The organism is Bradyrhizobium sp. CCBAU 53340 (assembly GCF_015291645.1).
GTDB lineage: Bacteria > Pseudomonadota > Alphaproteobacteria > Rhizobiales > Xanthobacteraceae > Bradyrhizobium.
In genome coordinates this window covers 2,089,074-2,108,353 of sequence record NZ_CP030055.1, presented here as the reverse complement: position 1 = coordinate 2,108,353, position 19,280 = coordinate 2,089,074, and the positions used below count along the sequence as shown (strand labels likewise).

16 protein-coding genes are annotated in these 19,280 nt (G+C 63.2%); 12 read left to right on the top strand and 4 right to left on the bottom strand.

What is annotated here, in order from left to right; genetic code table 11:
* Window positions 1-49 precede the first annotated feature (49 nt).
* The 8 genes from XH89_RS09845 to XH89_RS09805 all read left to right on the top strand — a co-directional run bounded on the left by XH89_RS09845 (window position 50) and on the right by XH89_RS09805 (window position 9,187).
* Window positions 50-1,000, top strand: a complete 951-nt coding sequence (locus XH89_RS09845; protein ID WP_194466875.1) for an AraC family transcriptional regulator — start codon at window positions 50-52, stop codon at window positions 998-1,000.
* 504 nt (window positions 1,001-1,504) lie between these two features.
* On the top strand, window positions 1,505-2,710 hold the full coding sequence (locus XH89_RS09835) for an NAD(P)/FAD-dependent oxidoreductase (RefSeq protein WP_194466873.1): 1,206 nt from the start codon (window positions 1,505-1,507) through the stop codon (window positions 2,708-2,710).
* 76 nt (window positions 2,711-2,786) lie between these two features.
* A complete protein-coding gene (locus XH89_RS09830) occupies window positions 2,787-3,587 on the top strand; it encodes an acetoacetate decarboxylase (protein ID WP_194466872.1) in 801 nt (266 codons plus the stop codon).
* A gap of 15 nt (window positions 3,588-3,602) precedes the next feature.
* Entirely contained in the window at window positions 3,603-4,778 is a 1,176-nt protein-coding gene (locus tag XH89_RS09825) for a patatin-like phospholipase family protein (protein ID WP_194466871.1), read from the top strand.
* 30 nt (window positions 4,779-4,808) lie between these two features.
* Window positions 4,809-5,957, top strand: a complete 1,149-nt coding sequence (locus tag XH89_RS09820; RefSeq protein WP_194466870.1) for an HlyD family secretion protein — start codon at window positions 4,809-4,811, stop codon at window positions 5,955-5,957.
* Window positions 5,958-5,991: 34 nt separating this feature from the next.
* On the top strand, window positions 5,992-7,602 hold the full coding sequence (locus tag XH89_RS09815) for an MDR family MFS transporter (protein WP_194466869.1): 1,611 nt from the start codon (window positions 5,992-5,994) through the stop codon (window positions 7,600-7,602).
* A 44-nt stretch (window positions 7,603-7,646) separates the two neighbouring features.
* On the top strand, window positions 7,647-8,429 hold the full coding sequence (locus tag XH89_RS09810) for a 3-hydroxybutyrate dehydrogenase (protein WP_194466868.1): 783 nt from the start codon (window positions 7,647-7,649) through the stop codon (window positions 8,427-8,429).
* A 47-nt stretch (window positions 8,430-8,476) separates the two neighbouring features.
* Window positions 8,477-9,187, top strand: a complete 711-nt coding sequence (locus tag XH89_RS09805) for an SDR family NAD(P)-dependent oxidoreductase (RefSeq protein ID WP_194466867.1) — start codon at window positions 8,477-8,479, stop codon at window positions 9,185-9,187.
* Here XH89_RS09805 and XH89_RS09800 read toward each other — a convergent pair.
* The 4 genes from XH89_RS09800 to XH89_RS09785 all read right to left on the bottom strand — a co-directional run bounded on the left by XH89_RS09800 (window position 9,138) and on the right by XH89_RS09785 (window position 13,061).
* Window positions 9,138-9,542: a hypothetical protein gene (locus XH89_RS09800; RefSeq protein WP_194466866.1), complete on the bottom strand. Its 405-nt coding sequence runs from the start codon at window positions 9,540-9,542 to the stop codon at window positions 9,138-9,140. The genes XH89_RS09805 and XH89_RS09800 overlap by 50 nt on opposite strands.
* Window positions 9,543-10,104: 562 nt before the next feature.
* Window positions 10,105-10,488: a cupin domain-containing protein gene (locus tag XH89_RS09795; RefSeq protein WP_194466865.1), complete on the bottom strand. Its 384-nt coding sequence runs from the start codon at window positions 10,486-10,488 to the stop codon at window positions 10,105-10,107.
* 24 nt (window positions 10,489-10,512) lie between these two features.
* Window positions 10,513-11,217, bottom strand: coding sequence for an SDR family oxidoreductase (locus XH89_RS09790; protein WP_194466864.1), 705 nt, complete (start codon window positions 11,215-11,217; stop codon window positions 10,513-10,515).
* A 44-nt stretch (window positions 11,218-11,261) separates the two neighbouring features.
* The gene (locus XH89_RS09785) at window positions 11,262-13,061 is read right to left on the bottom strand and encodes a thiamine pyrophosphate-binding protein (protein ID WP_194466863.1); all 1,800 of its coding nucleotides are present in this window, start codon (window positions 13,059-13,061) and stop codon (window positions 11,262-11,264) included.
* Window positions 13,062-13,282: 221 nt separating this feature from the next.
* On the opposite strand from XH89_RS09785, the gene XH89_RS09780 reads away from it, so the two are divergent.
* The 4 genes from XH89_RS09780 (at window position 13,283) to XH89_RS09765 (ending at window position 19,027) form a co-directional block, all read left to right on the top strand.
* Window positions 13,283-14,200, top strand: a complete 918-nt coding sequence (locus XH89_RS09780) for an IclR family transcriptional regulator (RefSeq protein ID WP_194466862.1) — start codon at window positions 13,283-13,285, stop codon at window positions 14,198-14,200.
* A gap of 142 nt (window positions 14,201-14,342) precedes the next feature.
* Entirely contained in the window at window positions 14,343-15,587 is a 1,245-nt protein-coding gene (locus XH89_RS09775; RefSeq protein WP_194466861.1) for an ABC transporter substrate-binding protein, read from the top strand.
* Between the two features lie 27 nt (window positions 15,588-15,614).
* On the top strand, window positions 15,615-16,490 hold the full coding sequence (locus XH89_RS09770) for a branched-chain amino acid ABC transporter permease (protein ID WP_194466860.1): 876 nt from the start codon (window positions 15,615-15,617) through the stop codon (window positions 16,488-16,490).
* Window positions 16,487-19,027: a branched-chain amino acid ABC transporter ATP-binding protein/permease gene (locus XH89_RS09765; protein WP_194466859.1), complete on the top strand. Its 2,541-nt coding sequence runs from the start codon at window positions 16,487-16,489 to the stop codon at window positions 19,025-19,027. The genes XH89_RS09770 and XH89_RS09765 overlap by 4 nt, the downstream gene beginning before the upstream one ends.
* The last annotated feature ends 253 nt before the right edge of the window (window positions 19,028-19,280 follow it).

The window sequence follows — 19,280 nt, the reverse complement described above, 5'->3', positions numbered from 1 at the left end:
CAACGTTCGCTTCGATCGCGAAACTTCCATCGAACGTGAGGACAGCTCCATGAACAAGCCGATCCAGCACGATGCTTTGGGGGCTCTGCTTGCCGGTCCCCCTGCACACCTCAACGACTCGCAGATCGTCGAGCGCCGTCCTGCCGACGTGGAGATGGCGCGCATTCTCAAAACGGCACCGCTCCAGATAGCTTCGGATCCCTCCAATGGCGGCATCGCACATTGGAAGCATGGGGCCTTGCACGACGTGGTGGAGCCCATGACCGACCACGTCATCATGACTTATCCCACAGGCGTTCAGCGCCTGGAGCGGCGCGCCGGGAAATCGGTTGCGATTGGAACGGCACGTTCCGGAGTTGTGACGATCATTCCGGCGGGTTCAAGCGCCAGGTGGGATATTCCTGGCCTTGTCGATGTCATCCAGCTGTATCTTCCGCACACAACGCTCGAACGCGTTGCACGCGAAGCCGATGCGCCCGTTCCCGGCGATCTTCTGGAACGCACCGGACATCCCGACCCTGTCACATCAGGACTACTGATGAGTGCGGCGGATGTGCTGCAGGGCAATGCGGTGCTGGATGCCCTGTTCAGGCATCGACTGACGGATCTGCTGGCCACGCGCATCCTCGCTGCGCACACCGGTGCGCCAACCGCCGTCGCGCCAATCACGGGCGGCCTGGCTCCCCATGCTCTGCGACGCGCGATCGAACGCCTGCGTTCGGACAGCGATGCTGACGTCTCTCTTGGGGCTCTCGCTGCGGATGCCGGCCTGTCTCGTTTCCATTTCTGCCGCGCTTTCAAGGAAAGCACCGGGCTTTCACCCCATGCCTGGTTGCGCCAGCATCGGCTCGAGCAAGCCATGAACATGCTCCGGGACAGCGACACATCGATTGCCATGGTGGCGGCAGAGCTTGGCTATGCCTCTCAAACAGCCTTTGCCGCCGCCTTCAGGAAATTGACCGGCGAAACGCCGAGCGATTGGCGACGACGCACGCGCTAATCAGCAATCACGCGACAGGCAGAGCAATCGCTCTGGCGCAACTCAAGGTCCGATCCGCTAGATGATCAGGGTGCCCACGACCCAACGGAGACGAGCCATGATCTGGAAGAACTTCGTTAGCTTGGTCAAAATCGCGCCGCGACGAAGGATGTTCGCAAGCGCTATCGTATACGGGCTATCGTTGGCCGTGCGCTTCACCTCCGCAACCGGCGAGGAAGTCGAAATACCAGTGCAGTCCGTACAAAGCGCAAACTCGGTAACGTCCGTCATGAAGAGAGACGGCGCTTCCCTCCCCTATGCCGAGTGGAGCGTCAACGCCGCTGAGCCGATCCTGATCCGTCGACGTTGGTTCCGACCGATCGGATCGACGCCGAGCTGCTCGGCTCCCTGAGAGCTACGCTCACTTCACGTCTTCGCGTCATCGACGACAACAACCGCCCCAGCAGGAGCGGCGGCGGTGACGCGCGTATGCCCCGGAAACATGCAACCACAGGAGAAAGTCACATGCGACTAGTCATCATCGGAGCCGGCTTCGCTGGTATGTACGCTGCCCTTTCCGCCGCTCGCCTGCGCGACATCCAGGGCGTTTCGCCCCCGGAGCTCGAGATCGCCCTCATTGCGCCGGAGCCGACGCTCGTGGTTCGCCCGAGACTCTACGAATCGAAACCCGAGACCGTGGCGGCACCTCTGCAGGACGTCCTCAAGGCCATCGACGTCGTCTACGTGCAGGGCAGCGCAGAGACGATCGACGCCAAGGCTCGCACGGTGGATGTCGTGACTTCCGAAGGATCGCGCGACAAGCACTCCTATGACAGGCTGGTTATTGCCACCGGCAGCCGGCTGTTCCGCCCGAACATCCCCGGCCTCGCCGAACACTCCTTCAGCGTCGACCAGCTCGACGACGCGATCACCCTCGACCGGCATCTCCACAGCCTCCCCGGTCGGCCGGCGAGAAACGGCCGCGACACCGTCGTTGTTGCCGGCGGCGGTTTCACCGGCATCGAGACCGCAACCGAGATGCCCGCGCGGCTTCGCGCGATCTTCGGCGAGGATACCAAGCCGCGCGTCGTGATCGTCGATCGCAACAGCGCAATCGCACCCGACATGGGTCCAAGCTCGAGGCCCGCCATCGAGGATGCCCTGCGCAAGCTCGGCGTGGAGACAAGGCTGGGCGCCGGCGTCGCGGCGCTCGACAAGTCCGGGGTCACGCTATCGACCGGCGAGCACATCGAAACCGAGACCGTGGTCTGGGCTGCCGGCATGCGCGCCGCTCCGTTGACTGCACAGATCCCTGCCGAACGTGACAGTCTCGGCCGCCTGCTTGTGGATCGCGATCTGCGCGTACCGGGTGTCGCCGGCGTCTTTGCCACCGGCGATGCCGCCAAGGCCGCATGCGATGATATCGGCAACTACGCATTGATGTCATGCCAGCATGCCACGCGGATGGGCGCTTTTGCCGGTAACAACGCCGCCGCCGAGCTGTTGGGCGTGCCGACCAGGCCGTATCACCAGAAGGCCTATGCAACCTGTCTCGACCTCGGAGAGGCCGGCGCGATCTTCACGCGCGGCTGGGAGCGGAAGCTCGAGCTGGTCGGCGCCGAGGCGAAGCACACCAAGCAGCAGATCAACACTGTGTGGATCTATCCGCCGCAGGCCGAGCGAGCGGCCGCTCTGGCCTCGGCCGATCCCGAACGCGTCGGCGAAGTGTAGGCGCTTAGCGCAGGAAGGGTCGCGCTGACGACGCATCAGCGCGGCCCGATCACCGTCAATCAGCTGGAGCCGAGCAATGAAACACGAAACCGTGCGAGCGACCGCGTTCGCCATGCCCCTGACAAACCCGGCCTTTCCACCCGGCCCCTACCGCTTCGTCAACCGCGAGTACTTCATCATCCAGTACCGGACCGACCCCGAGGCCTTGCGCAGGATCGTGCCGGCACCGCTCGAGCTGGCCGAACCCGTGGTGAACTACGAGTTCATTCGCATGCCGGACTCAACCGGCTTTGGCGACTACACCGAAAGCGGCCAGGTGATTCCGGTGTCCTACAAGGGCCAGGCCGGCAGCTTCACTCATCAGATGTTTCTCAATGATCACCCGCCAATTGCGGGCGGGCGTGAGTTGTGGGGCTTTCCCAAGAAGCTCGCGCAGCCCAAGCTCGCGGTCGAGATCGATACGCTGGTCGGCACCTTGAACTACGGCTCGGTTCGTATTGCCACCGGCACCATGGGCTACAAGCACCGCGCCCTCGATAGCGAGCTGGAAGCGCGAAAGCTCGCAGCACCGAATTTCCTGCTCAAGATCATCCCGCATGTCGACGGCTCGGCGCGGATCTGCGAGCTCGTGCGATACCACCTCGAAGACATCACCGTGAAGGGGGCGTGGACCGGTCCGGCGGCGCTCGACCTCTATTCGCATGCCCTCGCCCCGGTCGCTGAGCTGCCCGTTCTTCAGGTGCTGTCGGCCAAGCATCTCATCGCCGACTTGACGCTCGGACTTGGCACCGTGGTCCACAACTACCTGTCACCGGGCGCGGCCACCCAACGACACTCATCCAGGTCTGAAACCCTCATCGAAGCGAATGCCGATTGATCGGGAGTTGCGAAAATGCTGAAGATGACACGCGAGCAAACCAATTCTGTCCCGCAGCAAACCGACGCGCTGCCATACGACGTCGTCGCGCTGGTTCTCCAGGGCGGCGGTGCACTCGGCGCCTACCAGGCAGGCGTCTATGAGGGGCTGCACGAGGCAGGTATTCGGCCCAACTGGTTGGCCGGCATATCGATCGGCGCGCTCAACGCGGCCATCATTGCCGGCTCGCCCGAAGACCAGCGGGTCGCTCGGCTGCGCGAGTTCTGGGAAACGATTTGCGCCTCTCCGGCGGGCTGGCCCGCCGGCGAAGGGCTGGCCGATTCCCTGCCTTTCGCCTTCGATCTGCGCTCGATGCACAATGCAATGTCCGCCATGAGGGCCCTGTTCCATGGTCAGCCCGGCTTCTTCAAACCGCGCTTCCCCTCGCCGCTCTGGTCGCCCTTTTCAGGCGATTCAGCCACGAGCTACTACGACACCACACCATTGAAGCAGACGTTGGAGCGGCTCGTCGATTTCGATCGCCTGAACTCGGGCGAGGCGCGCGTCAGTGTCGGCGCGGTCAATGTCCGCACCGGTAACCTCACCTACTTCGACACCGACGAACGTCGGCTCGAACCGAAGCATTTCATGGCTTCCGGCGCGCTGCCACCGGGCTTTCCCGCAGTCGAGATCGAGGGCGAACATTATTGGGACGGCGGCGTCGTCTGGAACACGCCGCTCTCACGCATCTTGTCGAGCGAGTCACGTGACACGCTGACATTTCAGGTCGACCTCTGGTCCGCAAGAGGGCGCGTTCCCCACGACATGATGGAGGTACAGAGCCGCCAGAAAGATATTCAATATTCGAGTCGCACGCGCGCCATTACGGACCAGGCGCTGCGGATGCAGAAGATGCGCCAGGCATTGCAGCGGGCGATCGAAAGGCTGCCGCAGAGCGCAATGCAGGATCCCGAGATGCTCGCCATCGCAGACATGGCCAGCCGCCGCACCCACAACATCATCCACCTGATCTACCAATCCAAGATCTATGAGGGCCAGTCGAAGGACTACGAGTTCGGGCTGAGCGCGATGCGCGCCCACTGGCAGAGCGGACTGGACGATATCCGCCGCACGCTGGCGGACCCGGGACGATTGAATCCGCCGCCACCCGAGCTCGGCATCGTCACCCACGACGTCCATCGCCGCGGTTGAGACTTGACCTCTAGGGTTTCGGAGAACGACATGTCGATCCTTTCCTACGCATCCGATCAGAAGACCACAACTCGTCTTTCGCCGTCGCGCCAGGCGATCCGACGCGCCGCGCTTGCCTTCGCCGCCGCGCTCGGCGTTGCCGGGGCCGCCGCCTTCGGCCACTACTACCTCACGACCGGCCGCTACCTGGAGACGACCGACGACGCCTATGTCAAAGCCGATTCCACGATCATCGCGCCGAAGATTTCCGGCTACATTGCTGATGTGCTGGTCGCGGACAACGAAGCGGTCAAGGCCGGTCAGCTGCTGGCACGAATCGACGACAGCGACTTCAGGACTGCGCTGAACCAGGCCAGCGCCGACGTCGCCGCCTCCAAGGCCGCGGTGAAGAACCTCGACGCACAGATCGAATTGCAGCAGCCGCTGATTCAGCAGCAGGCCGCCGAGATCGACGCCACAGAAGCCAATCTGAAGTTCGCCCAGCAGGAGCGCGCCCGCTACGACGAGCTCATGAAGTCGGGTTCAGGGACCATACAGCGCGCCCAGCAGACTGACGCGGCACTGCGCTCGCAGACTGCCCAACTCGAGCAGAGCAAGGCAGGATTGATCGCCGCCAACAAGAAGATCGAGGTTCTCGCCACCCAGCGCGCCCAGGCGATCGCCCAGCTCGACCGCGCTCGCGCGGTCGAGCAGCAGGCTGCGCTGAACCTCTCCTACACGCGGATTACCGCGCCGGTCGACGGCACCGTCGGCGCCCGCACGCTCCGCGTGGGCCAGTACGTGCAGGCCGGAACGCAGCTGATGGCGGTCGTGCCGCTCGATGCTGTTTATGTGGTCGCAAATTTCAAGGAGACCCAGCTGACTCATGTGCGCAACGGCCAGCCGGTCGATCTGCGGGTCGACGGCTTTCATTCGACCCGACTGAAGGGTCACGTCGACAGCCTGTCGCCGGCCAGTGGCCTCGAGTTCGCGCTGCTGCCTCCCGACAATGCCACCGGCAACTTCACCAAGATCGTGCAGCGCGTTCCGGTCAAGATCGTGCTCGACGACCAAAGCCTGAACGGCCTGCTCCGCCCCGGCATGTCGGCGGAGCCGACCGTCGACACGAAGTCGGCAGCGATCGCCGAACGCGAGGCCAATAAGCGACTCGCCTCCGGTCGCGGGGCACCGCGTAGCTGAACTCGCATCCTCCTTTCAAGACAGGGAGACAACCATGACCACGCTGCAGACGACCATCGGTGCCGCTCCCGCGACCGAGGCCCTGTCGTCGGCTGCCGATCCGCGCATCTCCGCGAAAACCTGGCTTGCGGTGGTCGGAGCCACGCTCGGCGCCTTCATGGCGGTCCTCAATATCCAGATTGTCAATGCCTCCCTTGCCAACATTCAGGGCGGCATCGGCGCAGGCATCGACGACGGCGGCTGGATCTCGACCTCCTACCTGATCGCCGAGATCGTCGTGATTCCCTTGAGCGGGTGGCTTGCGCAGGTATTCTCTGTCCGCATCTATCTGCTCACCAATGCCTTCCTCTTCCTGGTGTTCTCGGCGGCCTGCGCGCTCGCGCAGAACCTGCCGCAGATGATCGTGCTGCGCGCCGTGCAAGGCTTCACGGGCGGCGTGCTGATCCCCATGGCGTTCACGCTCATCATCACGCTCTTGCCAAAGGCCAAGCAGCCGATCGGGCTGGCGATGTTTGCGATTTCGGCGACGTTCGCACCGGCGATCGGTCCGACGATCGGCGGCTATCTCACCGAAAATCTCGGCTGGGAATACGTCTTCTATGTCAACATCGTGCCCGGCGCCGTCTTGATCTCCATGCTGTACGTTTCGCTGGAACCGTCGCCGATGAAGCTGTCGCTGCTGCGCGAAGGCGACTGGGCCGGCATCGTGACCATGGCGATCGGGCTCGCCGCGCTCCAGACCGTGCTCGAGGAAGGCAACAAGGACGACTGGTTCGGCTCACCTTTCATCGTCAAGCTGGCTGTGGTCGCGGCGATTGCCTTGACGCTGTTCCTCGCTATCGAACTGACGACAATCAAGCCGCTGCTCAATTTGCGCATCCTGTTTCGTCGCAACTTCGGCTTCGGCGTGCTCGCAAACTTCCTGCTCGGCATAGCGCTGTATGGCTCGGTCTATGTCCTTCCGGTCTATCTGTCGCGCATACAGGGCTACAATTCGGAGCAGATCGGCATGGTGCTCGCCTGGACCGGCCTGCCGCAGTTGCTGCTGATCCCGCTCGTGCCGCGCCTGATGCAGCGGCTGGACCCGCGCCTTGTGATCGGCATCGGCTTTGCGCTGTTCGCGACCTCGAACTTCATGAATATCTACATGACCAACGACTACGCGGCCGACCAACTGTTTTGGCCGAACGTCGTCCGCGCGTTTGGCCAGGCGCTGTGCTTCGCGCCGCTGTCGGCGGTCGCAACCTCCGGAATCGAGCAGGAGAACGCCGGATCCGCATCTGCACTGTTCAACATGATGCGCAATCTCGGCGGCGCGATCGGCATCGCTGCCCTCCAGACGCTGCTCACCAAGCGCGAGCAATATCACTCCAACGTGCTTTCCCAGCAAGTCACACTGTTCGAGCAGGCGACCCGAACACGGCTCGATCAGCTCACCCAGTACTTCATCAGCCATGGTGTGATCGATCGCGTTGACGCCGTCCACCGGGCCTATGTCGCGGTCGGCAAGATCGTGCAGAAGCAGGCCTTCATTTTCGCCTTCAGCGATACCTTTTACCTGCTCGGCATCTCGCAGATCGTCGCCCTGATCGCCGCACTGATGCTGACCAAACCCGGGCATCTCGAGGCCGGCGGCGGACACTGAGCACTTCACCCCAGAACGACCACCCAGCATTGAAAGGAACTGCCATGTTGAAGAACAAGGTTGCAATCGTCACCGGATCGACCAGCGGCATCGGGCTCGGCATCGCCAGGGAACTGGCCAGGCAAGGCGCCGATCTCGTGCTGAACGGGTTTGGCGATGCCGGCGAGATCGAGTCGATCCGAAAAGGGATCGAGCGCGATCACGGCGTGCGCGTCGTCTACAACGCGGCCGATATGTCGGGCGCTGAAGCCGTGAAGGGATTGATCGACACGACGGTCCGCGAGTTCGGACATCTCGACATTCTCGTGAACAACGCCGGCATCCAATTCACCGCGCCGGTGGAAGAATTCCCGGCCGCCAAGTGGGACGCAATCCTTGCGATCAATCTGTCGGCGGCGTTCCACGGCATCGCGGCAGCGGTCCCTCACATGCGGAAACGGCGCTGGGGCCGGATCGTCAACATTGCCTCCACGCACGGCCTGGTCGCGTCGACGCATAAGGCGGCTTATGTCGCGGCCAAGCACGGGCTCGTAGGATTGACGAAGGTGGTCGGCCTTGAGACCGCCGGTAGCGGTGTCACCTGCAATGCCGTTTGTCCCGGCTGGGTGCTGACGCCCCTGGTCGAAAAGCAGATCGGCAACATCGCCACCGAGCGGCACATCAGCCAGAAGGATGCGATGAGGACGCTACTGGCGGAGAAGCAGCCGTCGCTCGATTTCGTTTCGCCGGCGCAACTCGGCGGCACCGTAGCCTTCCTGTGCTCGCCGGCGGCGGATCAGATCACGGGTACGGCGATCTCCGTCGATGGTGGCTGGACCGCGCAGTAGCAGATACGGCATTGGCCGCCATTCAACAAACTTCATGGAGATCCATCATGGATACAGAACAGAAAGTCGCCATCGTCACCGGCGCCTCGCAGGGTATCGGCGACGCCTTGGTCCGTGGATTTCGCGATCGTGGTTTCCGCGTCGTCGCAAATTCCCGGTCGATCAGGTCGTCGTCCGATCCGAATATCCTGGCGGTCGCCGGCGACATCACCGACCCCGCGACCGCGGAACGCATCGTGTCGCAGGCGATCGAACGCTTCGGCCGCCTCGACACTCTGGTCAACAACGCCGGCATCTTCATCGCAAAGCGGTTCACGGACTATACCGACGAGGACTACACCAACATACTCGGCATCAATCTCGACGGCTTCTTCCACATCACGCGACGTGCGGCGCGGGAGATGCTGAAGCGCGGCGCCGGGCACATTGTGCAAATCACGAGCAGTCTCGACGAAAACGTGACAAGCCGGGTGCCTTCGGTACTGGCAGCCCTCACGAAGGGCGGCTTGAACGCGGCGACGAGATCGCTCGCAATCGAATACGCAAGCAAGGGCGTCCGCGTCAACGCCGTGGCGCCGGGAGCGATCAAGACACCGATGCATAGACCCGAAACGTACGATTTCCTGGCCACACTGCATCCAGTCGGACGAATCGGTGAGGTGCGCGATATCGTCGATGCCGTGCTGTACCTCGAGGGTGCCAGCTTCGTTACCGGAGAGATCCTGCATGTCGACGGCGGGCAAAGCGCCGGTCAATAGGCGAGATATCGTATCGAGCGCGTGGTTGGCGCGCGCTGGACTTTTCGATTTGCGAGGCGAACTCACGATGGCGTTTCAACGATTCGACGACAATGCTCCGGCGTGCTGGCGGCAACGGTTCTGTTCGCCGGAGGGCAGACGACGGAGCGAATGGTGGTCGCCGCCGAACAATGATGCCGGGCTTCTTGTTCGAGGCCGCGAGCGCCTTCGTCGAGTTGGTCTCGCTGGGGCCGCATGCGCCGGCAGCTCCGCTGACGATCATCGCGGCCAATAGCACCACGGCGTTTCTAGTCATATTGGCTATGACCTTCAGGCTGATCTTGCCGCGCAGGCATCGATGGCGGCGCTTGGCCATCAGGACCGAAAGCCGCTCCTCATATGGCCGACCCAAAAGGGGGCTCGGGCGTAGCCACCGAGTACCGGAATCGCACAAAATCGCGGGCTGGCAATGAGATCGAAAAAGGAAAGTACCACCGACCCCCAACTAAAGGAGCCCGTTTTGATACTCAATCGCTGCAAGCAATTGATTTCAAATGGCGGGCGCACCAGGGCTCGAACCTGGGACCCGCTGATTAAGAGACACGCTGTGGCCGTTGATTTCTCTAGTTTATTTTTCCAACCGGGCCAAAATCGGATCATTTCAGATCAATGGCTTACAGACTGAGATCTAAACGAGGTATCGACCGGCCGCCCATTGCGAATTGCCAGGGCCTAGCTCAGTGCGATCGAAGCGTTCGAGACCTTCACCAGATGGTCGGCTGACTGCCGGTCGAAGCCGGTCCATTCCGGCTCGGACGTGGGGTCAATCCACTGATATTGATATTAGTCATGTGACATGTCGCCGTGGATCGCGAACGGTGAAGAGACAATATAGGGAGGCTGCGACCATGGCATCAACTGAGCCTGCGGGGCGACGGCTAGGTAGCACTCCCTTCGTCCGTCGCCGGCGAGGTCAGCACCAGAAAAACGAGATCGGTGAGGCCTGAATTGGAGATCGCGTGTTCGACGCCGGGCGGCAGGAAGATCACGTCATGCTTACGCACGACCTGGCTCTTGCCCGCGATCTCCATCAACCCCTCGCCTTCGAGCACATGATAGACTTGTTCCTGCACCTTGTGATGGTGCCGCGCGACATGGGCCATCGGCTGGTACATCGAGATGCGATAGTCTATGTGGCGTGAGCCGGTCGTCTCCGGCATCACCAGGGGCTTCGACAGCGCGCCGCCAAAGTGATTGGGAAATTCGCGCCAGGGCACCTCGGCGATGTTGCGGATGAAGGCGCCGCTGTTCTCTGAGGCCATGATCGCATTCCTTTTCCCGTGCGTTCAGTTCACTAGCGCGCCGCCATCGATATAGACGATCGATCCGGTGGCGAAGCCGTTGATCATGAGGCTCGCGATCTGCTGCGCGATGTCGCCGGCCATGCCGACGCGGCCGACCGGCAGCGCGGCCGCGGTCTTGGCGAGCATCTCCTGCCGCGCCGCTTCCGGCATTGCCTCACGGATCGGCGTGTCAATCACGCCCGGCGAGACCGCATTCACCCGCACTGGCGCGAGCTCGAGCGCAAGTGCGCGCGCGAGCGATTCCAGCGCACCATTCGCAGCGCTGATGATCGCCGAGTTCGGCCGCGGCCGGACGCTGAGGAAGCCCGTGACCAGTGTCAAGGAGCCGCCTGGCAAAATCTCGGCCTTGCGCGCCACGCGCCAGGCACCCCAGAACTTGCCCTCCATCGTGGCGCGCACATCCTCCATTGCGACCGTCTTGAACGGTCCGGTGCGAAGCTGCGCCGCCGTCAGCACGACGTGATCGACAGCGCCGGTATGGCGGAACAGCTCCGCGACGCTCTGGTCGCTGGTGACGTCGGTGGGAATTGCCGTCACCTTCAGCCGCTCGGCGATTGGATCGAGTTTTGCAGCGCTGCGCGAGGCGATGATGACATCCGCGCCTGCTCTTTTTGCAAGTTCGGCCGTGGCGAGGCCGATGCCTGAGGAGCCGCCGACCACCATGACCTTCTTGCCTGCGAGCGTCATTCCCATCTCCTGTTATTGTTGTTGATTGCTGTCGCGAACCGAGATCAGCCTGGCTGGAAGCGCGTGCCGATTCCGGCCTTGCTCTGGCCGAGGCCAGGTAGTTCCCAAATGCCGGCGCCGGATGGATTGACGTCGGCGGCGATATCGACGTCGATCAGGTACGGCTTGTTGGCGGCGATGCCCTTGCGGATGGCCTCGCCGATGTCAGCGGCACGATCGACCCGCACGCCTTCGACGCCGCAGGACCGCGCCATCGCCGCGAAATCCGGATTGTAGCGCTCCCCCGTCTCGGGATGCCTGAAATCGGTGGCAAGCTCGCGCCCGCCGAGATAGCCGCGCTGGAGGCCGCGGATCGAGGCATAGGCGTAATTGTTCCAGACCACCCAGACCACGGGCAAATTGTACTCGACCGCGGTGCCAAGCACGTTGGCATGCATGAAGAAGGCGCCGTCGCCGCAGACCGACACGCAGGGCCGATCAGGCGCCGCGAACTTCGCGCCCATCACGCCGGCGACGCCAAAACCCATCGGGCCAAAGCCCATCGAGCCGATCAGCGAATCCGGCCGCTTCGGCTTGCAGAAGCCGAGCAGCCAGTTGTGGTGCACCCCGATGTCGGAGACCAGGATCGCATCCTCAGGCAGCGCCTTGTCGATCTCGGCGGCTGCGCGCTGCGGATTGATCGGGACGGTGTCGTCAGAGAAGCCGGGCGCGACGAACTTGTCCCACTCCTTGCGATAGCCGTCGATCTGCGCCAGCCATTTTTTGCGCGCATCCGATTTCCTGAACAGATTGTCGCGGCGATCAAGCTCGGCATGTACTTGCCGCAGGAAGGTGCGAACATCAGCCATCAATCCGAGCGCGACCGGATAGTTGCGGCCTATCTCTTCAGGATCGATGTCGACGTGGATCAATCTCGTCGGCGGGATCGTGAAGGAATAGCCGGGAATCCACGAGCTCGAAGTGCGGTCGTCGAAGCGAACACCGAGTGCGAGCAGTACGTCGGCCTGACGCGCCGCGTGGTTGGCCTGGTAATGGCCGGCGCGCGCGACGAGGCCGAGCGCGAGCGGATGATTGACGTCGAGCGCGCCGAGGCCGCTCGCGGACGCTGCTACGGGAATCTGAAGCCGCTCGGCAAGCTTGCGCAGCTCCTCCGCCGCGCCGCCATAGCGCACGCCCTGCCCGACCAGCATCACCGGTCGCTCGGCCGCAAGCAGCATGTCGACCGCCTTCTCGACGCCCTCCGGATCGGCGCCGCAGCGGCTTGAGATGTTGGCACTCCACTCGGTCGCCTTTGGCGCCTCTTCGGCGGCCGATTCCATGAAGACGTCAAAGGGTACGTCGACCACAACAGGCCCGGGCCTTCCCGTCACCATGGTTTTCCAGGCTTGGCGCACCGCGAGCGGCACCATCTCGCCACGCGTCGGCTGGAACACCTTCTTGCAGATAGTGCGCACGGTGGACGGGAAGTCGGCCTGATAGTGCCGGTACATCTCCTGAAACGCGCCGCGATTGAACTGGCTGGTCGGCACATTGCCGGTAATCGCCATGAACGGCACGGAATCGAGAAAGGCGTTCGCAAGAGAGATCGGCAAATTCGCCGAACCTGGCCCACAGGATGTGAAGGTCGCGGTCGGCCTGCCGGAGACACGGTAATAGACGTCCGCCATGAAGCCGGCGACGCTCTCATGATGCACCGAGATCGTCTTGATGTCGGAGGAGCGCTCGTAGAGCGCGTCGATGAACTGAATGTTGCCGTGGCCGCACAGCCCGAACACCTGCGGCACCTTCTCCTGGATCAGATAATCGACAATGACCTGCGCGCCATTGAGCATGTTTTGCGACATTAACCGGTCTCCCTCTCGGCCCGTCGACTTCTTGTGTACCGATGCGGAAACGCGGCCGGTCATCATGGGGCCGCAAGCAGCCTATTTCTCATAATGCTGTACGTCAAACTATATTGTGATATGTTCCCGCCAAAGGAAACGCGAAACTCCGCGCCAACGGCTGCGCTCGTTGCGTGCTACTGTCGCAAGAATGGAGCCATAACGACTCACCAGAGAGGGCCTTGTCCTTGAGATCGCGTACCAAGCCTACAACCAGCGAGAAGCCTGCAAGCCCACGCAAGGCCGCGATTGCCAAACTGGTTCCCGCAGCGCAGGCTACTGGTGAGGATGAGACCGACGACAAGCAACGCGGCGGCGGGGTTCAGTCGCTCGGGCGCGCCTTCTCGATCCTTGAAGAGGTGGCGCGGCATCGTGAGGGCATTGGGCTTGCGGAACTGAGCAAGTTAGTCGGCCTGCACAACTCCACCACGTTTCATCTCGCAAAGACGCTGGTCTCGCTCGGCTACCTTCGCCAGGAGAAGGACAACAAGCGGTATCGGATCGGCCGTCCCTTGTTTGCGCTCGCAGCATCCGCGCTCGACGAGATCGAGATGGTCAATGTCGCGACACCCGTGCTGGAGGAGCTGTCTCGCCAGACCGGCGAAAGTGGCCATTTTGCCGTGCGAATGGGCGATGCGGTGGTCGTTATCGCGCGCACCAGCGGCCCCGGCGCCTTCCAGCTCGCCGATCGTGTCGGCGTGGTGCGGCCCGCCCATTGCACCGCGCTCGGCAAGATCATCCTGGCCTCGCTTCGTCCCGAGCAACTCAAGCGCTTCATCGATCGCGTGGAGCTGAAACCGTCCACGCCGAAATCCATCAGCGACGTCGGCACGCTGATGCGCGAGATTGCCGAAGTGCAGCGCACCGGCGTTGCCTTCGACGACGGCGAGTTCAATCCGGAAGTACGCTGCGTCGCCGTGCCCGTGACCGATTTCACCGGTCAGGTGATCGGCGCGCTCGGCATTTCCGGCCCGATCTGGCGTCTGTCCAACCAGGCGCTGCACGCCGGCGCACAAGTCGTGCAGGCCGCCGCCGACCGCCTGTCTGCCGAGTTCGGCGCCAAGGACCGGCCGCACAAGGCGTTCACGCAGAAAGTCTAGGCCGCAGTCCAGACCGCGATTTTGCCGGTTGACACCGGCAATGGCGTTCGGGATTATCCTCCGGCATTAATAAACGCTCTCTCACAATCCAGGATGCTCGGTTTTGAAGAGAGGCGGGCGATGAACCCGGGAGGAGACAGAGATGATCCGCTATCCACGACGGACGTTGCTACGGGCGGGCGCGGCCTTTGCCGGCGCAGCCGCGCTGGGGTTTCCCGCGATCGTCAGGGCACAGGCCGAGAAGATCCGGATCGGGCATCTGACGCCCCTGACCGGCTTTCTCGGCGTGATCGGCAGCTACGCACAGTTGGGGGTGAAACTCGCCGCCGAAGAGATCAATGCCGCCGGCGGCATCCTTGGCAAGCAGATCGACTTGCTGTCTGAAGACTCGATCAACCCGGCGACCGCGGCGACCAAGGCGCAGCGCATGCTGGAGCAGGACGGCGCGGTGGTGCTGCTGGGCGAGATCTCGTCGGCCTCCTCGCTCACCATCATGCAGGTGGCCGAGCGCAACAAAAAGGTATTCTTCTCGACCGGCGCCCGCTCGGACGCGCTACGCGGCAAGAACTGCAACAGGTACGCGTTCCACTGCGACATCCCGAACACCGTCATGGTGAACGCGGTCGGTACCGCGCTGTCCCAGAAGGGAATGGTGAAGGGCAAGAAGTTCTTCACGCTGACGGCCGACTACATTTTCGGTCACGACCTCCTGAAAGCCGCAAAGACCTTCTTTAGCGCGCATGATGCGAACCTGATTGGCGACGAGCTGATCGCGACCGATGTCACCGACTTCAGCCCGTATCTGTTGAAGGTGCGGCAGGCGAAGCCCGACGTGGTCTGCTGCAATCTCGCCGGCAACCAGGTGACGAACCTCGTCAAGCAATATGCCGAGTTCGGCTTCCCCTACCCGCTGGTCGGATTCAACCTCAACACCGGTGATGCCTGGGCCGCGGGCCCGGGAAATCTCAGCGGCACCTGGCCAACCGTCTGGTATCACACGCTGGACAATCCAACATCTAAGAGCTTCGTCGCCGCCTTTAGCAAGAAATACGGCAAACCACCGGAGAACCATGCCTGGATCGACTATGTCACGCTGAAACTCCTGGCGGAAGCGATCAATTCGATGAAGTCGACCGACAGCCATGAACTGATCGTCTATTTCGAGAAGCAGGCGCAGTTCGACATCGGCAAGGCGCGCAAGGCGTATTTCCGCGCCTGGGATCATCAGCTGGTGCAGGAGGCCTATCCGTTCACGGTCAAGCCGAAAGACCAGATGAAGGACCAGTGGGACATGCTGGTGCTGGGCGATGTGGTGCCGGCGGCGAACGATCCCCTGGAGACGATCTATCCGACCAAAGAGCAGAATCCCTGCGAGATGAAGGCCTGACGCGCGCCCACGCGGCAAGGACGCAACATGCAGTTCGAGTTCTTGCTTGAACAGGTGGTGAATGGCCTCGTGCTCGGAGGCTACTATTTGCTCATCGCGCTCGGGCTGTCGCTGATCTTCTCCGTCGGCGGCATCGTCAACCTCGCGCATGGCGCGTTCTATGCGCTCGGCGCCTATCTCTGCGTCGAGCTGGCCAGCCGCCTCGGCTTCGGTGCTTCCGTCGTGGTCTCGCCGCTTGCTGTGGCGCTGCTCGGCATCCCGTTCGAGCGCTTCATCCTGCGCCGTTTCTACACCGCCGATCCGATTCTCAGCCTGCTCGTGACCTTTGGGCTTGCGATGGTCGCAGAGCAGGCTATCCGCATGATCTGGGGCGCAGCGCCCATTACGACCGAGATCCCGCAAAGCTTTCGCGGCTCGGTCATCGTCGGCGACTTCCTGTTCTCGCGCTATCGCCTGCTGATCCTTGGCGTTGTCGCGGCGATCCTGCTCGGCATCTGGTGGCTCCTGCAAAAGACCTCGTTCGGACGCGTGGTGCGCGCCGGCATCCAGCGGCCCGACATGGTCGCGGCGCTCGGCATTCGCCTGCAGCCTTACATGACCGCGATCGTCATGCTCGGCGTCGGCCTCGCCGCCCTCGGTGGTGCCTTCTTCGCGCCGATCACGACGGTCCACCCCGCGATGGGCGCCGAGATCATGACCATCGCATTTGTCGTGGTGGTGATCGGCGGGCTCGGCAGTTTCTGGGGCGTCGTCATCGCTGCCCTTCTCGTCGGGGTCGTGCGCGGTATCGCGATTCATTTCGAGCCCGCCGCCGGCGAGGCCTCGATCTACATCCTGATGTTCCTGGTACTGCTGATACGTCCGCGCGGCCTGCTCGGCGAACGCATCGAGAAGTTCGAATGAAGAATGTCTCGACCATCGAGCGGCTGAGGCCGCTGCTGATCGCAATCGTTGCGATCATCTTGCTACCGTTACTGCTGCGCGCGCTGGGCCTGTCGCTTAACACTGGCACCTGGATGCTCGGCCTTGCCATCGCGGCCATGGGGCTCAACCTTTGCATCGGTTATACCGGCCTTGTCTCGTTCGGCCACAGCACGTGGTTTGGCGTCGGCGCCTATGCAGCCGGCCTGATCCAGCTGCACTTCTTCCCCGGCGAGATCTGGCTGCCGCTGCTGGGATCGATGGCCGTGGTCGCCATCGGCTCGACCGTGACAGGCCTCCTGATCCTCCGCCGGCGTGGCGTTTACTTCTCGCTGCTGACGCTGGCGCTGGCGGCGCTGGTCTATACCACCGCGTTCCGCTGGACGAGCCTCACCGGCGGTGAGGACGGGCTTGGCGGACTGACCCGCGGCGGCGTTGGGTCGATCAGCTTCGACAGTGCGCTCAACTATTACATCATGGTCGCGGTCATCGGGCTCATGACACTCTTTGTGCTGATGCGGCTGGTGCGCTCGCCGTTCGGACATGTGCTGGTGGCGATCCGCGAGAACCAGCTGCGCGCGAGCTTTCAGGGCTATCCAGTCGAGCGCTACAAGCTCGCGGTGTTCGTGATCTCCGCGGTCGTCACGGGTCTCGCCGGGGCGCTGATCGCGTTCCTGAACTATCTCGTCTCCGCCGACGCCGTCTCGGTGCCGTTCGCCGGCGAACTGCTGGCGATGGTCGTGATCGGCGGCATGCGCAGCCTGCTCGGTCCTGCGCTTGGCGCGCTGTTCTTCATTCTATTCCGGGAGCTGTTCTCGATCTGGACGTCGGACTGGCTGTTCTGGTTCGGCCTCACCTTCGTCGCCTTCGTGATGTATTCGCCCGGCGGCCTCGTCGGGGTCGGCGCGCTGGTAATGCGCCGCTTCCATCCGCCCGCGGAAGAGACGGCGGCGATGAGCCGGCGCAAGATTTATGATGGTCTGCCGCTACCCGATTTCCTGCGGCCGGAGGCATTGAAGGGTACTGTGCTGGAGGTCAGCGGCGTCTGCCGGAAGTTCGGCGGCATCCGCGCGGTCGAGAATGCGAGCCTCAAAGTCGCCGCCGGCGAGATCCATGCGCTGATCGGACCGAACGGCGCCGGCAAGACCACGTTGTTCAATCTCGTCTCGGGCCTCTACGCGCCGGACAACGGGACCATCCGCCTGCGGGGCCGCGACGTCGCCGGGGTGCCGGCGAACCTGATCTGCCATCAAGGGCTGGCACGCTCGTTCCAGATCACCAATCTGTTCCGCGGACTCTCGATCTACGAGAACCTGCGCCTGTCGCTGCAGGCGCAGCGCACCATGCGCTTCAACGTCTGGAATGACATCGACGCCTACGAAGACATCCACGCCGAGACCGCCGCGCTTGTGAAGTTCCTGGGCCTCCAAGGCATCGAGGAGATCGAGGGCGGCGAACTCTCCTATGGCGGGCAGCGGCTGGTCGATCTCGGCATCGCCCTGGGCTCCAAGCCGCAGGTGCTGCTTCTCGACGAGCCGCTAGCGGGGCTCGCCGCCGCCGAGCGCGAGCGCGTCTCCAATCTCGTCAAGAACATCGCGGTCAACATCCCCGTGCTGATCGTCGAGCACGACATCGACCGCGTGCTGGGCTTCTCGCAGGTCGTGACCGTCATGAACCAGGGCGAGGTGCTGATGTCCGACTGCCCCGGGGCGGTGCGGTCTGATCTGCGGGTGCAGGAGATTTATACCGGCAAGGGCATTCCCGCCGTCGAGCACCGGCGCAGCGATGAGAGGGCCGGCGAGCGCGAGACCGTGTTGCGGCTCGACCGCGTCAACACGTTTTACGGCAAGAGCCACATCCTCAACGACGCCGCGCTCGACGTGCGCGAGGGTGAGATCGTCGCGCTTCTGGGGCGCAACGGCGCCGGCAAGTCGACGCTGCTCAAGACCATCGCGGGCCTTGTGCCGCCGGCCACCGGCAGTATCGCCTATCGCGACCGCGATATCTCACGCCTTGCCGCGCCCGACATCGCCCGTCACGGCATCGGCTATGTGCCGCAGGGCCGCGGCCTGTTCGCCGGCATGACCGTGCGGGAAAATCTCGCACTCGGCCGCCTCGCCCGCCAGACCGACGGCAGCGACGGCGTGGTCTGGGACGAGGAGCAGATCCTCCACCACTTCCCGCGGCTGAAGGAGCGCATGCACATCGCGGCCGACTATCTCTCCGGCGGTGAGCAGCAGATGGTGGCGGTGGCTCGTGCGATGTCCGGCAATGTGCGCCTCTTGCTGCTCGACGAACCATTCGAAGGCCTCGCGCCAGCGGTGACGCTGGAGCTGTTTCGCGTTTTCGACCAGCTCCGGCGACACATGTCGATCGTGATCGTCGAGCATAATCTCGATCTCGTGCTTGCACTCGCCGACCGCGTCTTCGCGCTGGAGCGCGGCGCGGTGTTTCACCAAGGACCGGCTGCGCCGCTCTTGACTGACGTCAATTATCGCAAGCAGATCCTCTGGTTATAGGACCCGTCGACTGACTCGCGGTCGCGAGCGCGCGAGCCGGCTTCGCCGTCGGGGACCGACTCATGGAGTACGGCAAGGGCGGCGTCGCAATCGCCAGCGAGAACCACTCGGCGACGACACGTGGACCATCGGCGGCAGCCCCCTGTTCGAAGGCGTCGACAGCCACGTGGTGCACACCGGCCTCGTTGCCGGCGTCGGCGCCGAATACGGCTCGGCGGCAACTGGTCGATCAAGGGCGAATACGACTACATCA

What these genes read in the sequence shown, in the direction of transcription:
- XH89_RS09845 (WP_194466875.1), top strand. Translation starts at nt 50, where the DNA reads ATGAACAAGCCGATCCAGCACGATGCTTTGGGGGCTCTGCTTGCCGGT.
- XH89_RS09835 (WP_194466873.1), top strand. Translation starts at nt 1,505, where the DNA reads ATGCGACTAGTCATCATCGGAGCCGGCTTCGCTGGTATGTACGCTGCC.
- XH89_RS09830 (WP_194466872.1), top strand. Translation starts at nt 2,787, where the DNA reads ATGAAACACGAAACCGTGCGAGCGACCGCGTTCGCCATGCCCCTGACA.
- XH89_RS09825 (WP_194466871.1), top strand. Translation starts at nt 3,603, where the DNA reads ATGCTGAAGATGACACGCGAGCAAACCAATTCTGTCCCGCAGCAAACC.
- XH89_RS09820 (WP_194466870.1), top strand. Translation starts at nt 4,809, where the DNA reads ATGTCGATCCTTTCCTACGCATCCGATCAGAAGACCACAACTCGTCTT.
- XH89_RS09815 (WP_194466869.1), top strand. Translation starts at nt 5,992, where the DNA reads ATGACCACGCTGCAGACGACCATCGGTGCCGCTCCCGCGACCGAGGCC.
- XH89_RS09810 (WP_194466868.1), top strand. Translation starts at nt 7,647, where the DNA reads ATGTTGAAGAACAAGGTTGCAATCGTCACCGGATCGACCAGCGGCATC.
- XH89_RS09805 (WP_194466867.1), top strand. Translation starts at nt 8,477, where the DNA reads ATGGATACAGAACAGAAAGTCGCCATCGTCACCGGCGCCTCGCAGGGT.
- XH89_RS09800 (WP_194466866.1), bottom strand. Translation starts at nt 9,542, where the DNA reads ATGGCCAAGCGCCGCCATCGATGCCTGCGCGGCAAGATCAGCCTGAAG.
- XH89_RS09795 (WP_194466865.1), bottom strand. Translation starts at nt 10,488, where the DNA reads ATGGCCTCAGAGAACAGCGGCGCCTTCATCCGCAACATCGCCGAGGTG.
- XH89_RS09790 (WP_194466864.1), bottom strand. Translation starts at nt 11,217, where the DNA reads ATGACGCTCGCAGGCAAGAAGGTCATGGTGGTCGGCGGCTCCTCAGGC.
- XH89_RS09785 (WP_194466863.1), bottom strand. Translation starts at nt 13,061, where the DNA reads ATGTCGCAAAACATGCTCAATGGCGCGCAGGTCATTGTCGATTATCTG.
- XH89_RS09775 (WP_194466861.1), top strand. Translation starts at nt 14,343, where the DNA reads ATGATCCGCTATCCACGACGGACGTTGCTACGGGCGGGCGCGGCCTTT.
- XH89_RS09770 (WP_194466860.1), top strand. Translation starts at nt 15,615, where the DNA reads ATGCAGTTCGAGTTCTTGCTTGAACAGGTGGTGAATGGCCTCGTGCTC.
- XH89_RS09765 (WP_194466859.1), top strand. Translation starts at nt 16,487, where the DNA reads ATGAAGAATGTCTCGACCATCGAGCGGCTGAGGCCGCTGCTGATCGCA.